Consider the following 12,288-nt stretch of genomic DNA (forward strand, 5'->3'; position numbering starts at 1 on the left):
TGATCATCGGGTGTGGGTACGAAGCCCCAGGTGCAGCGGTCGCAGCGTGACCTCCGGGCTGACCCGGACACCGCCGCGGCGGCTCAGGATCGCGGCCGAGACGAGCACGCCGATCAACGCCAGCCCGCCACCGCCGATCAAGGTCCAGCGGGCACCGAAGACCTGGCCGACCCAACCGAGGAAGGTCGAGCCCAATGGCGTACCGCCCTGCATCAGCATCATGTAGATCGCCATCACCCGGCCGCGCAGCTTCGGGTCGACACCCATCTGGACGCTCATATTGGCCGAATTCAATGTCAGCAGTGAGGCCAGGCCCATGAAGGGCAACAGCGCCGCATAGCTCCAGAAGGTCGGCATCATCCCGACGATGATCTCGATCGCGGCGAAGACCAGCGCCATCGTGATCACGAACCGGATCCGCGGCTTGGTCTTGCGGCGGGCGCCGATCAACGAGCCGATCAGCGAGCCGATCGCCATGATCGTTCCGAGGATGCCGTACTGGCCGGCACCCTTGTGGAAGGTCTGCTGGGCCATCAGTGCCGAGGTCATCTGGAAGTTCAGGCCGAAGGTTCCGATGAAGAACACCGTGCCCATCACCAGCATGATGTCGCCGCGCTGGCGGATGTAGGCGAATCCCTCCCGGATCTGGCGCTTGGCGCGTGGCGGCCGGTCGAACTTCTGCAGTCGCTTCGGGTCGATCAGGGTGATCGCCACGATCATCGACAGGTAGCTGATGGCGTTGGCCAGGATCGCCCAGCCGGTGCCGAATCCGGCGATCACCAGGCCGGCGACCGCCGGACCGATCAACCGCGCGGCGTTGAAGCTGGTCGAGTTGAGCCCGATCGCATTCGGCAGCCGGTCGCGGCCGACGACCTCGGAGACGAAGGCCTGCCGGGCCGGGTTGTCGAAGGCGGTGCCCATGCCGAAGACGAAGGCCAGCACGAACACTTCCCAGACCTGGGCGACCCCGGCGACGGCCATGATGCCCAGCGCTCCGGCTGACAGCGCCATCCAGGTCTGGGTGATCCTCAGGATGGTGCGCTTGTCGAAGCGGTCGGCGATCACACCGCCGTACGGCGTCATCAGCAGCATCGGCAGGAACTGCAGCGCCGTGGTCAGGCCGACGGCGAAGCCGGAGCCGTGGGACAGCTCAAGGACCAGCCAGTCCTGGGCCACCCGCTGCATCCAGGTGCCGATGTTGGAGAAGAGCGCGCCGAAGAAGTAGATCCGGTAGTTGCGGATTCCCAGCGCGGCGAAGGTGCTGGCGGCCGAGCTCAGGCTCGGCAGCCGGCGCCGGCGCCGCGCGCGGGAGGCAACATCAGAGGGATCGTCGGCATCGTCGGCCTGGGCGACCGAGGTGCCGGGCTCGGCGAAACCGGGCTCCGGCGGATTCGAGTCCGCTGCCAGGTCGTCGGAATCCAGGTCTGGATCCGGGTTGTGATCAGGATTCTGCGGCGACAGCTCGCCGGACGGGTCGGGAAGCGTCGAGGACGCTTGGGTCACGCTTGATTCACCTTCTCCAGGATCGGTACGGCTTTGCGCAGGACCTCGCGCTCCTCGGGACTGAGCTCTGCCAGCCGTCGGGCCAGCCAGTCGTTGCGTCGCTTGCGGTTGGCCAACAGCACCTGGCGTCCGGTGTCGGTCAACGACACCCGCGCCTGGCGCTTGTCCTGCGGATCGCCCGATCTCAGGACGTAACCGCGCCGCTCGAGTTCGTTGACGATCCGGGTCATCGACGGCGGCTGGACCAACTCGCGCGCGGCGAGCTCCCCCATCAGCAGGTCGCCGTTGTTGAACAGCACACTCATCGCCGACAGCTGGTTGGAGGTCAGGTCGAGGGACTCGTCGCGCATCTGACGCAACCGACGTGCGAGCCGCAACAACGCCGGCCGTAGGCCAGCTGCGAGACCGGCGTTGCTGCGCAGATCCCGGGTGCTGGTGACGGGGCCGACCGTCTCGACATCACGTGTGGTCACTGAGGTAAGCCTAATCCTTAGCACTGCTAATTACAAATGCTAAGCATCTCCCTGCGCGCCCCGCAGCTACGGCCCCGCGTAGGGGCCTCGAAACGACGGGCCGCTCCGCATCCGCTGATCCTGTGACCGACGATCAGTCCCACGTGGCGTGTCGCCCTCGAGCAGGCCATCCTCGGTCACAAAACCAGCGGCCGGGTTCAGATCGCTCGAACCTCGGCGAGCCGCTTGACTGCGAACTGGTCGGTCCCGCTGGGATCCCAGCAGACGGCGGCCTCCCACGCGGCCCGCGCTTGCGCTGCGATGTCGTACGCGTCGTTGTCCAGACCTGCGGCGTTGTGTGGCAGCGCCAGATCGAGGTCGGGAACATCGACGTGCGACTCGTCCCAGTCGATCATCGCGACGCGATCCGCGGTCATGCGAATGTTGCGCTGGTTGGGGTCGCCGTGGACGACGCACGTCGTCCGGCCGATGAGTCGCGCCCACGCCGCCCGACATCGAACGACGCCCTCCGGCGGCATCGCGTCGAGGTCGACCCTCGTCCCGGTCCCGGCGCGGACAAGGTCGGTCGACGATCGCCAGCCCGGGCGTCGGGGCCAACCCTGCGTGAGCGCATGCAGCCGGCGGAGTGCCTCGGCAACGCGACGCCAGTCCGCTTCGGTCTCCGGCGGTCCTCCCTCCAAGTAGGTCATCACCACCAGCCCGTCGACGAAGAGCCGGCCGTCCCTGGTCGGGATAGGCGTCGGCACTGGCATTCCTTCCGCATCCAGGCGTCGCAGCAGATCGGTCTCCCACGCCAGATCAGCGTCGCTGCGTCGGCCGAGACGAGCGACTGCGTGATGCCCCCGGACGCGGACGGTCCACACCTCGTTGACGCCGGCTCCGCCGGTCAGCCGTTCGCCGCGTACGACGTCGTCGCCCCAATGCCTGAGTGCATCCCATCCCATCCGACACATCCTCGCGCAGGCTGACGAAGCCCTCAACGAGATAACCAACCGCACTGGGACCGGGCCGCGCCAGCACGGCGTCGGCGATCCCAGACCGTGGTTTGACGTTGCTGGATTGCGCACTCCCGGATAATCGATCAAGTCCTGGCAGATCGACCAGCCCACGTTCGACAACCCAGTCGATCAGTCGTTGCTGTCGGCTGCATCCAGGCCTTCGATCAGCCGCTCCAGCAGACCGGCGAGCTCGCGGGTCTGGCGTTCGGTCAGCGGCGCCACGACATCGCGTTCGACCACATTGGCCTCCCGGATCGCGGCCGCGAAGAACTCCCAGCCCTCGTCGGACAGCCTGACCAGGACCCGGGTCCGATTGCCCGGGTCCGCCTCCCGCTGCACCAGACCCCGCTGCACCAGACCGTCGAGCCGGTGCGTCATCGACGAGGCCGCAACGTCGGTCGCCGTGGCCAACTGGCTCGGGGTCATCGCTTCGCCGTCGCGTCGGGCCAACTCGCTGAGCACGGCCCACTCACCGGAGGAGACGTTGAGATCTGCCAGCTGATTGTCGTACCACTGGTCCAGTCGCTTGCTCAACCGACCGACGGCAGTGATCACCCGCTGTACCTGCTCGTCGGCACCGGCCGCCACATAACTGGCGACCGCCTCCCGGTACTCATCGGTCAGCGTCCTGCGCTTTGCCCTGGCCATCAGGGCCATCCTGGCAGGTCCGGCCCGACCGCGAGGCGGGACCGGGTTGGTTGACGTGGTAATATTTCGATATCGAAGATTTGCAGACCGAAATCTTGTCGGTCGAAATCTTCTCCATAGGTCAACCAACGACCCGGCCCCGGGCATCTGGGGGTCGGGTTTCGTTACGCCAGATTCGTCACGTCCTGAGGGGGTCCGTCGTGCGCCGCGCAGTCCTGCTGATCATCGCCGCTGCCGTTGCCATGCTGGGTTGGGGCACGGTGCTGCCGTATCAGTATGCGTACGCTGCGACCACCCGCGGCTGGGGCGGCATGGTCGGTGCGGCGGCGTCCAGCCTTTTCTCGGTCGGTGCCCTGCTGGCCGCCCCGCTCGGTGGCCGGCTCGCCGACCGGTACTCTCCCGTCCTGGTCTCCCTGGCCGCCCGCTCGATCGCGGCGGCGGGCGCGTTCTCGCTGATCCTTGCCGACAGCCCGACCACCTTTCTGGCCGGTATGGCCGCCTTCGGCTTCGGACTGTCCGGCGGAACACCGGCCCAGTCGGTGCTGGCGCTGCGCTGGGCCCCGGGTGCCGGCGACCGACGCAAGGTCTTCGCCTGGATCGCCAGCGGCCAGGCCCTCGGCATGGGGATCGGCTCTTTCGTCGCCGGCTTCCTGGTCCATCTCGACCGCCCGGACGGCATGCTCCCCGCGTTCCTGATGGCCGGCGCCGGTTTCGCGTTGTCCGGGCTGCTGATCGTGGCGGCCGCCCGCGGCGACAAGATCCTCAGCGGCAGCGCCGTGAACACCGACGAACTGTCGGTCGGTGCCCGGCAGGCGTTCTCGATGATCAGGTCCTCGCGGCCGCTGGTACTGACCGCAATCATCAGCATCGGCCTGGCCCTGGCCTACAACGCCCAGTTCGAGAGCGGGCTGCCGGCGTACGGGCTGACCGTGCTCGGTGTTGACGCCCGGGCGGTCGGAATCGCCGCGGCGCTCAATTGCGCGGTGATCCTCGCGCTGCAGGTCGTCGTCATCCGCTTCACCGCCAAGCGGTCGGCAGCGGTCCTGCTGATGATCGTCGGCGGCATCTGGGTGTTGGCCTGGACGCTGCTCGGTGCTGCTGCCGGACTGCACACCCTGGCGCCGATCATCTTCCTGAGCACCTTCGGCATTTTCGCGGTCGGAGAGACCCTGTTCGCCCCGGTTCTCAACCCGCTGATCGCCGGTCTGGCGCCGAGTGGGATGGTCGGCTCCACGCTCGGGCTGTTCACGGCGCTGCAGACCGGCGCATCGACGCTCGGCCCGATGATCGCCGGTGCCACCCTCGGCGCTGGTCTGAGCAACGTCTTCATCGGCGTCAACATCGCGATCAGCCTGGTCGCCGTGATCGCGGCCGTACGGCTCCGGACGAGCCTGTCCTCGGCCACCCGACGGCCGGCCCTGGTCACCGCCGCGTAGCCGATTCAGCCGGTACGAACGAGCAGGAGCGGTACGAACTGGAGCGAGGAGCGGTAGGAACTGGAGCGGGAACGTTCTCGCCTCAGCTCCGTCCCCTCGCTCCCGTTCGCCGCGAAGCGCGGGTACGGGCGTGAAGCGGGGGCGGTACGAACTGAAGCGAGGCCGCACGAACTGAAGCGAGGCCGCACGAACTGAAGCGAGGCCGCACGAACTGAAGCGGAACGGGTCGATGCCCTCCTCGGATCGGCCGGGAAGCCGGCCGCTCCTCATGGCTAGCTCGCGGTGTGCTTGACGACCCAGTCGACCAGCGGCCCGAAGGCACGGAAGTCGGCGCGGACGACCTCGGTGAGTTCGGCGCTGTGGATCACCGGGTCGAAGCCGAGCATCCGCCCGGCGACCAGCGACCGGTGCCGGAGCAGCTCGAGCCGCGGATGGTCCGGCTCGACGCCTCGCGGCCGGGTCTTCAGCCGGTCGCCGCCGATGTCGAAACCGGCCGACCTCAGCTTGTTGACGATCCGGGACAGCTGCCGCCCGCTGCCGTTCTCGGCGACCGCCTCGCGGTAGCCGGCCAGCCGCTCGGGCGAGGCGTGGTAGAAACCGGCACCGATCCGTACGCCCCTGGCCGAGACCTCGAGGTAGTAGCCGGTCTCCTCAGCCCGGGGCAGGAAAGCTCCCTGATGAGTCTTGTACGGAGTCTTGTCCCCGGAGAACCGGACGTCACGGTAGGGCCGGAAGATCTTCGCCTTGCCGAATTCCGGCTCCATCTCGGCCACGATCGCCTTCATCGGCGCCAGCACGGACTCGATGTAGACGTGCTTGTTGGCATCCCAGAACGCTCGCGAGTTGTCGATCTCCAGATCGTCGTAGAAGTCCAGTGCGGCAGCCGGGAAGCCCTCGAAGGTCACCCGCCCCAGCCTAAACTCCCGGCGTCCGTACGCTGGACCCGTGCCGGACCGCGAGCAGGGACCGTGGAGCCATGCCGACGCCTGGATCCTGGCGGCGACCTCGAGCGGGCGTCGGGGCAGCACGCTCTCCGGCCTGATCGGCTCCGCGGACGCGATCAACCACGACATCCCCACCCGCGACCAGCTGGCCTCGTCCCTCGGCGCCCTGCTGCAGGCGGGTCTGATCGAGCACCACGACGGCAGGTTCAGAACCACTCGCCCGGGCAAGCTGATCAGGAAGCACTGGCGCGGCGGCCTGTTCAACTGGAGCGCGACGCTGCTGCCGCAGCTTCAGCAACTGCCCCGCGCCGGGGTCGAGTGGCCGTTGACCGAGGATGAGTTCCGGGCCGCCTACGAGGCCTACCGCCGCTGGTGAGCCGCGCGGAATCAGCCGAAGTCCCCCAGCCGATACATCTCTCCGGACCGGAAGCCTCAGTCGAAGAGACCGCCGGTCTCGTCCCAGGCGATGGTGTCCCAGACCGGCGCCGGCAGTTCCTTGGCGCGCTCCGGCTCGGGCACCGACGAATGCGCGCCGCAACCATGGTCGATGGTCACCACCCGGGAGTCCGAGGGTGAGTAGGCGTTGGCGCAGACCCCGAACTCGCGACCGAGCTGTCCGCGCAGCCGTACGAAGAAACCGCAGGTCACGCAGGTCGCCGGGGCCTGCTTGCTCAGCGGGTTGTCGGGCCCGCCATCGCCGGTGAGCCAGCGTTCGGCGGCCTCGTCACGGCCCTCGACCGACAGCACCCGCTCGCGGCCGAGCCCCAACCCCGACACCACCGAGCGGATGATCGCCGCCTCCGCCGGATCGGCGTCGGCAGCGTCCTCGCCACCGGTGTAGCCCGGCTCCAGCCTCGGGTCGGTGTCCGGCGCCGGCATCAACATCCCCGGGCCGACATCGCCCGGCTGCACCCGCTCGACCCACGGCACCCAGTGCTCGGCCAGCAGCGCGTCGGAGCCGGGGAGCAGCACGACCTCGTCGACCGTGGCCGTACGCGCCCGGGAAGCCCGGGTGACGGTCACCGACCAGTGCCAGCCGCGGTAACCCGGGTGCGGGCAGGCGAAGTGATGGCTGACGACCCGCTCAGCCTCGGCCTGGTTGCCCAGATACTCGCCGACGCCGAGCACTCCGGCGGTCTCAAGCGCCGCATCCCGAGCGAGATCGACTGCACCGGCGGCGATCGAATCGAGTTTCACCGCGCGCGCACGTGCCGAAGTTGCCATGACCCCTATTCTGTCAGCCCGCCTGGGGAGTCTGGAAACCCACGTCCTCGGCGGCCGCCGCCCGATGGGTGCGGATCCAGTGGATGACGATCAGCACCGCGACTCCCAGCAGCAGACCGGCCACCACGCCGAAGCCGAGATGTGGGATCAGCGGCAAGGCGATTCCCAGGAAGCCACCGGCGACCCAGCAGATCTGGAACACCGCCTCCGACCGGGCGAAGACCGAGGTCTGCACCTCGTCGGAGACGTCGCGCTGCACCAGCGCGTTGTAGCCGAGCTTGACCATCTGGGTCGACAGCCCGGCGACGAAACCCATCGCGATCACCGTCGGCGGCGAGTAGAAGACCGCGGTCACCACGGCCATCGCGGCGTCGATTCCCAGGAAGATCAGTGCGATCAACTCGGGCCGCTTGTCCTTGAGCAGGTTGCCCACGACCGTCCCGATCGCGCTCCCGGCGCCGGAGGCGGCGACCACGATGCCCAGGGCCACCAGTGCGGGCAGCGAGCCGAGCGGGTGGTCGCGGAACAGGAACGCCAGGAAGAAGGTCAGGAAGCCGCCCATCAGCTTGGCGCCCAGATTGGCCAGCAGCGCCAGCTGGACCGGCGCGGTCATGTTCCGGAACCGCCGCTGGTCCCCCGGTCCGTGTTTGCGGCGCCAGAAGACCGCCCCCGCCGACTTCTCACCCTTGGTCGAGTCGACCCGTCCGGGCAGCAGGATGGTCTGGCCGACTGCGACCAGGAAGACCACGAAGGCGAACCGCAGGGCCCAGTCCGGTCCGAGCCGGGACAGCGCACCGCCGAGGATGCCGCCGACCCCCAGCCCGACGACATTGGCCATCGACAGCCGGGAGTTGGCGTTCACCAGCGTGAAACCCTCGGGCAGCAAACGCGGTACGGCCGCCGCGCGGCTGACCGTGTTCGCCTTGTTGGCGACCAGCACGCCGAGTGCGCAGACGAACAGCCAGACCGAATTGGGGTCGTGGACGACCCCGGCCAGCACCCAGGACAGGAATGCCCGCAGCGCCGTCGAGATGCCGATCGCCCAGCGCCGCCCGTAGCGGAACCGGTCGAGGAACGGGCCGATCAGCGGTGCCAGGATGGCCAGCGGCACCATCGTCATGGCCAGGAAGCGCGCCACCTCCGGGCGGGCCTCGTCGGTCGGCGTGCCGAAGAAGATGGTGCCCGCCAACGCGATGGTGACCGCCGCGTCGCCGACCGAGTCGGTGAATTCGAGCCGTACGAGTTTGCCCAGCCCGGTCGGCCCGGCGCCACCGGAATCGCTGTAGTCGACGACCCGGCGCAGCCCGTGGCCGATGCCATGGCCGATCCCCCGGCCCGCGCCCTTGACCCCGGAGCCCAGGGCGTGACCGACACCGTGTTCGCGGTCCGTCGACGCCCGGTCGGTGTCCACCCGTCGCTCCCGTCTGCTCGAGATCTGGTCCTGCACTGCAGCAACGGCCTCAGAATATGCGTACGAAGGGCGGCTGCCGTGTCGGTTGCCGAGCGGATCCGCCGAGCGCGCCGGCCCCGGACCGTAAGCTTCGGCCATGCCGAAGAAGTCATCGTCGACCAAGAACCTCCGCAGCGCGCTGCGGATCGACCCCGAGGACGGTGTGGTCGACCTGGCCGACTACTCGCCGCGCAAGATCACCACCGGCCCGGACAGCCGCAAGGCGTCGCTGGCCGCCCTGGAGGACCTGGGGGCGGAACTGGTCGACCTGCAGACCCGGCTCTACGCCGACGGCGTCGCCGGCGAGCAGCGGTCGGTGCTGCTGGTGCTGCAGGGCATGGACACGTCCGGCAAGAGCGGGGTGATCGACCACGTCGTCGGGCTGGTAGGGCCTGAGGGCACGCACATCCGCGCCTTCAAGAAACCGACCGAGGAGGAGCGGGCCCACGATTTCCTCTGGCGGATCAAGCGGGAGCTGCCCGGTCCGGGCATGATCGGGGTTTTCGACCGATCCCACTACGAGGACGTGCTGGTCACCGTCGTCCATGATCAGATCGACGATGCCGAACGGCTGCGCCGCTATCGGACGATCAACGAATTCGAGGCCGGACTGGTCGCTGCCGGGACGACAGTGATCAAGTGCTTCCTGAACATCTCCTACGACGAGCAGCGCGAGCGACTGCTGGCCCGGCTGGACGACGAGACCAAGAACTGGAAATTCAACGTCGACGACATCACCGAGCGTCGGATGTGGCCGGAGTACCAGAAGGCGTACGCCGAAGCCCTGGCGGCGACCTCGACCGAGGTCGCCCCCTGGTACGCGATTCCCAGCGACCGCAAGTGGTATCGGAACTGGGCCGTCGGCGTGCTGCTGCGGGACACTCTGCGCGATCTCGATCCGCGCTACCCGAAGACCGATCTGGACATCCCGCAGCTCAAGCGGCGGTTGGCTCCCCCCAACTGAGCCCGGCGACTGCCGGCGGGCCGATCAGCTGATCCAGCTGTTGATCAATCCCTGCAGGAAGTAGATCAGGAACGCGATCGAGATGCCGTACATCAGCGGGTGGACGCTGCGGGCCTTGCCGCGCACGATCTTGAGGAACGCGTACATCACGAAGCCGGCGCCGATGCCATTGGTGATCGAATAGGTGAACGGCATCAGGGCGATCGTCAGGAAGGCCGGCAGGCCCTCCTCCAACTCCGACCAGTTGATCTTGGTCACCTGGGACATCATCAGGAAGCCGACGAAGACCAGCGCCGGGGTCGCCGCTTCGGACGGCACCAAGCCTGCCAGCGGCGCCAGGAACATCGCCACCAGGAAGGCCAGGCCGGTGATCACCGAGGCCAGCCCGGTCCGGGCGCCCTCGCCGACGCCCGATGCGGACTCGATGTAGGTGGTGTTGGACGACACCGAGCCGGCACCCCCGGCGGCCGCAGCCAGTGAGTCGACCAGCAGGATCTGGGTCAGGTGCGGCGGGTTGCCACGCTCGTCCAGCAGGCCGCCCTCGGCGCCGATCGCGACGACGGTGCCCATGGTGTCGAAGAAATCGGACAGGATCAGTGCGAAGACCAGCAGCACCAACGGCACGAAGCGGCCGATGCCGCCGTCGATGAAGGCTCCGAACACGTCGACGTGGCCGATCAGGCTGAGATCGGGCACCGAGATGATCTTGCCGAGAGTCGGGATGTTGAGTGCCCAGCCGGTCGGATGATCACTGCTCTGGGCAGGCAGGTTCGCCACCGCCTGGATGATCACCGCGATGATGGTGGCCAGGACGATGGAGATCAACATCGCCCCGCGCACCTTGCGGATGTGGAGCACCGCGACGGTGAACAGGCCGATGGCGAAGACCAGCATCGGCCAGCCCGACAGTGACCCGTTCACGCCGAGTTGGACCAAGGTGCCGCTGCCTGCCCGAACGACACCGGAATCGGCAAGCCCGACAAAGGCGATGAACAGGCCGATACCGACCGAGATCGCGGCGCGCAGCGAGGCCGGCACAGCGCGGAAGACGGCCGTACGGAAGCCGGTGAGCACCAGGATCGCGATCACGATGCCCTCGATCACGACCAGCCCCATGGCCTGCGGCCACGTCATCTGCGGCGCGATGGTGAAGGCCAGCAACGCGTTCAGGCCGAGGCCGGTCGCCAGACCGAGGGGGAAGCGACCGAAGATCCCCATCGCGATCGTGGTGATCCCGGCAACCAGCGCGGTCGCACCGGCGACCAGGGTGATCGAATGCCCGACGTTGGCACTGATCACCTGCCCGGCGGCGTCCTTCCACGGAGCACCACCCAGCAGGTGACCGTTGTGATCAGCGGCGGTGCCGATGATCAACGGGTTCAAGGCCAGGATGTAGGCCATGGTGAAGAAGGTCACCAGGCCGCCGCGGATCTCGCGGGCGACTGTCGATCCGCGGGCCGTGATCTCGAACCACCGATCGATCACACCGGACGATTGCGCCGGCGTCCCGGGCGTGGTCACTGTGGGTGCTCCCATGGCCACTGGATCCTAGGGCACCGGCGCGGGTGTCGGCTATCCCCGAGCTATCCCCAACACGTGCCCGCGACCGCCGGCAGAACGAGGCTAGACGTCAAGTTCGTCGGCCACGCCGCGCAGCACGCTGGCGACCTTCTTGCCGATCCTGGCATCGGGATGCCGACCGCGCCGGTAGCCGTTGCTGATCGAGTCCAGCATCTTGATCAGATCCTCGACGATCACAGCCATCTCGTCGGGAGACTTGCGGCGCTGCTGGGCCAGCGACGGCGGCGCGTCGATCAACCGCAGGGAGAGCGCCTGCTCACCCTTGCGGCCCTCGACCACGCCGAACTCCACCCGCTGGCCGGGCTTGAGGGTGGTGACGCCGGGAGGCAGCGCGTTGGCGCGCACGTAGACGTCGCCGCCCTCCTCCTTGCTCAGGAATCCGAACCCCTTGGCGGAGTCGTAGAACCTGACCTTGCCTGTTGGCACCGCTACCTCACTTGTGGCTTGCCGCGGCGCCGCAGCCCTTCCACGGCACCGTACGAATCCGGCATCAGGATCCAACGCCGTACTCGGCCCGGAGCATTCCGGGCCCGCCAAGCGTATCGAGTTCACCCAATGCTGCCCAACAGACTTTGGTCGCTGCTATCGGTTCCTGCGGCTCCGCAGCCACCGCGGCGGCCTCCAGGTGAGCAGCGCCATAAGCGTCAGGAACAGGCCGGCTCCGTATCGTTGGACGACACGGCCCGTGGTGTCACCGTTGTGATACGGATCGGTGGGGTCGTAGCAGATCTGGACCCGGTCCCCGACGTGGTGGCTGCAGGAGACGTCACCGCGATAGGTGGTGCCACCAACCGTGAAGGTCGCCGTGGCCGGGTCCTGGTAGCCATGACACAGTGCCGACTCGATCACGGTGGCCGTCGCGCTCCCGGTCTCCTGCGGCGCGAACGGCAACGATTGCGTGCCGAAGAACAGGCCGGACAGTCCCGCGATGGAAAAGAACAATGCGGGCAGGAAGGCGCGCCGTCTCAGGAGTGACCAGATTCCGGCACGACGGGTCACGCCGGCCTTCATCGCCACCGCCGCGGTTTCCGGACGACCAGCGCCACCTCGGCGAAGAACACTCCGCG

General features: G+C 68.0%; 13 protein-coding genes. 3 read left to right on the top strand and 10 right to left on the bottom strand.

The features are described 5' to 3' along the window. Positions 1 to 3: 3 nt before the first annotated feature. The 4 genes from IEY07_RS07250 to IEY07_RS07265 form a co-directional block, all read right to left on the bottom strand. The gene (locus tag IEY07_RS07250) at positions 4 to 1,503 is read right to left on the bottom strand and encodes an MFS transporter (RefSeq protein WP_229669816.1); all 1,500 of its coding nucleotides are present in this window, start codon (positions 1,501 to 1,503) and stop codon (positions 4 to 6) included. Next, on the bottom strand, positions 1,500 to 1,976 hold the full coding sequence (locus IEY07_RS07255) for a MarR family winged helix-turn-helix transcriptional regulator (protein WP_229669817.1): 477 nt from the start codon (positions 1,974 to 1,976) through the stop codon (positions 1,500 to 1,502). The genes IEY07_RS07250 and IEY07_RS07255 overlap by 4 nt, the downstream gene beginning before the upstream one ends. 197 nt (positions 1,977 to 2,173) lie before the next feature. Beyond that, the gene (locus tag IEY07_RS07260) at positions 2,174 to 2,920 is read right to left on the bottom strand and encodes a phosphotransferase enzyme family protein (protein ID WP_188894536.1); all 747 of its coding nucleotides are present in this window, start codon (positions 2,918 to 2,920) and stop codon (positions 2,174 to 2,176) included. A 183-nt stretch (positions 2,921 to 3,103) separates the two neighbouring features. Beyond that, positions 3,104 to 3,622, bottom strand: coding sequence for a MarR family winged helix-turn-helix transcriptional regulator (locus IEY07_RS07265; RefSeq protein WP_188894537.1), 519 nt, complete (start codon positions 3,620 to 3,622; stop codon positions 3,104 to 3,106). Positions 3,623 to 3,822: 200 nt separating this feature from the next. Between IEY07_RS07265 and IEY07_RS07270 the strand changes: the two genes are divergently transcribed. Continuing rightward, the gene (locus IEY07_RS07270) at positions 3,823 to 5,058 is read left to right on the top strand and encodes an MFS transporter (protein ID WP_188894538.1); all 1,236 of its coding nucleotides are present in this window, start codon (positions 3,823 to 3,825) and stop codon (positions 5,056 to 5,058) included. A 272-nt stretch (positions 5,059 to 5,330) separates the two neighbouring features. Here IEY07_RS07270 and IEY07_RS07275 read toward each other — a convergent pair whose 3' ends face one another. After that, on the bottom strand, positions 5,331 to 5,963 hold the full coding sequence (locus tag IEY07_RS07275) for a DUF2461 domain-containing protein (RefSeq protein ID WP_188894539.1): 633 nt from the start codon (positions 5,961 to 5,963) through the stop codon (positions 5,331 to 5,333). A gap of 40 nt (positions 5,964 to 6,003) precedes the next feature. Between IEY07_RS07275 and IEY07_RS07280 the strand changes: the two genes are divergently transcribed. After that, a complete protein-coding gene (locus tag IEY07_RS07280; RefSeq protein ID WP_188894540.1) occupies positions 6,004 to 6,378 on the top strand; it encodes a hypothetical protein in 375 nt (124 codons plus the stop codon). Between the two features lie 56 nt (positions 6,379 to 6,434). Here the strand turns inward: IEY07_RS07280 and IEY07_RS07285 are convergent, their stop codons facing one another. Together IEY07_RS07285 and IEY07_RS07290 are read right to left on the bottom strand one after the other, a co-directional pair. Next, a complete protein-coding gene (locus IEY07_RS07285) occupies positions 6,435 to 7,226 on the bottom strand; it encodes a DUF3027 domain-containing protein (protein WP_188894541.1) in 792 nt (263 codons plus the stop codon). A gap of 13 nt (positions 7,227 to 7,239) precedes the next feature. Beyond that, positions 7,240 to 8,637 carry an MFS transporter gene (locus tag IEY07_RS07290; protein ID WP_188894542.1) on the bottom strand — a complete coding sequence of 466 codons (1,398 nt, stop codon included), beginning with the start codon at positions 8,635 to 8,637 and terminating at the stop codon, positions 7,240 to 7,242. 136 nt (positions 8,638 to 8,773) lie between these two features. On the opposite strand from IEY07_RS07290, the gene IEY07_RS07295 reads away from it, so the two are divergent. Then, positions 8,774 to 9,640, top strand: a complete 867-nt coding sequence (locus IEY07_RS07295; protein ID WP_188894543.1) for a PPK2 family polyphosphate kinase — start codon at positions 8,774 to 8,776, stop codon at positions 9,638 to 9,640. A 24-nt stretch (positions 9,641 to 9,664) separates the two neighbouring features. Here IEY07_RS07295 and IEY07_RS07300 read toward each other — a convergent pair whose 3' ends face one another. From IEY07_RS07300 to IEY07_RS07310, 3 genes are all read right to left on the bottom strand, one after another. After that, positions 9,665 to 11,176, bottom strand: coding sequence for an NCS2 family permease (locus IEY07_RS07300; protein WP_188894544.1), 1,512 nt, complete (start codon positions 11,174 to 11,176; stop codon positions 9,665 to 9,667). Between the two features lie 87 nt (positions 11,177 to 11,263). Continuing rightward, complete coding sequence (locus IEY07_RS07305) at positions 11,264 to 11,647, bottom strand: cold-shock protein (RefSeq protein ID WP_188894545.1); 384 nt, start codon at positions 11,645 to 11,647, stop codon at positions 11,264 to 11,266. A gap of 156 nt (positions 11,648 to 11,803) precedes the next feature. After that, entirely contained in the window at positions 11,804 to 12,220 is a 417-nt protein-coding gene (locus tag IEY07_RS07310) for a hypothetical protein (RefSeq protein ID WP_188894546.1), read from the bottom strand. Positions 12,221 to 12,288: the final 68 nt, after the last annotated feature.

Source organism: Microlunatus endophyticus (genome assembly GCF_014646195.1).
GTDB lineage: Bacteria > Actinomycetota > Actinomycetes > Propionibacteriales > Propionibacteriaceae > Microlunatus > Microlunatus endophyticus.

Coding starts and splice junctions, on each gene's coding strand:
- IEY07_RS07285 (WP_188894541.1), bottom strand. CDS start 7,226: ATGGCAACTTCGGCACGTGCGCGCGCGGTGAAACTCGATTCGATCGCC.
- IEY07_RS07260 (WP_188894536.1), bottom strand. CDS start 2,920: ATGGGATGGGATGCACTCAGGCATTGGGGCGACGACGTCGTACGCGGC.
- IEY07_RS07295 (WP_188894543.1), top strand. CDS start 8,774: ATGCCGAAGAAGTCATCGTCGACCAAGAACCTCCGCAGCGCGCTGCGG.
- IEY07_RS07300 (WP_188894544.1), bottom strand. CDS start 11,176: ATGGGAGCACCCACAGTGACCACGCCCGGGACGCCGGCGCAATCGTCC.
- IEY07_RS07265 (WP_188894537.1), bottom strand. CDS start 3,622: ATGGCCAGGGCAAAGCGCAGGACGCTGACCGATGAGTACCGGGAGGCG.